Origin of the sequence: Pseudomonas sp. R62 (genome assembly GCF_000257605.1) — a bacterium.
In the GTDB taxonomy this organism is placed as follows: domain Bacteria; phylum Pseudomonadota; class Gammaproteobacteria; order Pseudomonadales; family Pseudomonadaceae; genus Aquipseudomonas; species Aquipseudomonas atacamensis.
In genome coordinates this window covers 3,004,299-3,005,271 of sequence record NZ_JH635998.1, presented here as the reverse complement: position 1 = coordinate 3,005,271, position 973 = coordinate 3,004,299, and the positions used below count along the sequence as shown (strand labels likewise).

The 973-nt window shown below is 61.4% G+C and carries 2 protein-coding genes; both read right to left on the bottom strand.

Annotated elements, in window-relative coordinates:
- The coding region (locus OQK_RS14570) for an LD-carboxypeptidase (protein WP_038860958.1) at positions 1-263 on the bottom strand (263 nt) is incomplete at its 3' end.
- Between the two features lie 132 nt (positions 264-395).
- Positions 396-973: lipoyl synthase (locus tag OQK_RS14565; RefSeq protein ID WP_016773032.1), on the bottom strand; the 578-nt coding region annotated here is incomplete at its 5' end.

Genomic DNA, 973 nt, shown 5'->3' with positions numbered 1-973 from the left:
ATGATCGCGTCGACTTCAGGATCAGCGAATGCCGCGTGCAGATCGCGCAGGCGTACGTCGTCACTGCCGGCCAGATAGCCGTCCTTCTCATAGACACCCGGAAACACCTTCAGCCCATAGCCGCGCGCGCGCATCCATTGCAGCGCTTTTTCAGTGTCTAGGGCGCCGGGGCCGGCAGGCGCGATGACGCCAATCGTCCCTTCGGAGGGCAGCGCCGGTACGGCTCGGTGGGCAATCAGGGTGTGGCTCGGTCGAACGGTCATCCTTGGGCTCCAGCGGTAAAGTCATGCACACACAGTAGTCAGCTGAAGAGACAAACAAAAGCCCCTTGTCTCAGGCAAAAAAATGCCCGCCGAGGAACCGTCCTCGGCGGGCATTTTTACATCAGCAGTGAATCAGGAACCCAGCAGCTCGGCCTTGACCAGCTTCGCCTGCTCGTCGGCATGGTACGAGGAACGTACCAGCGGGCCCGAAGCGACGTTCTTGAAGCCCATCTTGTAACCTTCTTCGGCGAACCAGGCGAAGGTGTCCGGGTGCACGAAACGCTGCACCGGCAAGTGACTGCGCGACGGTTGCAGGTATTGACCGAGGGTCAGCATGTCGATGTCGTGTTCGCGCATGCGCTTCATGACTTCGATGACTTCCTCGTCGGTCTCGCCCAGACCCAGCATCAGGCCGGACTTGGTCGGGATATGCGGCATCATCTGCTTGAAGCGTTGCAGCAGGGTCAGCGACCACTGGTAATCCGAGCCCGGACGCGCAGCCTTGTACAGGCGCGGCACGGTTTCCAGGTTGTGGTTGAACACATCCGGCGGCTCGGCGGCGGTGATTTCCAGGGCGATGTCCATGCGGCCACGGTAGTCCGGGACCAGGGTCTCGAGCTGAACGTTCGGCGACAGTTTGCGGATTTCGCGGATGCAGTCAGCAAAGTGCTGGGCACCGCCGTCACGCAGGTCGTCACGGTCAACCGAGG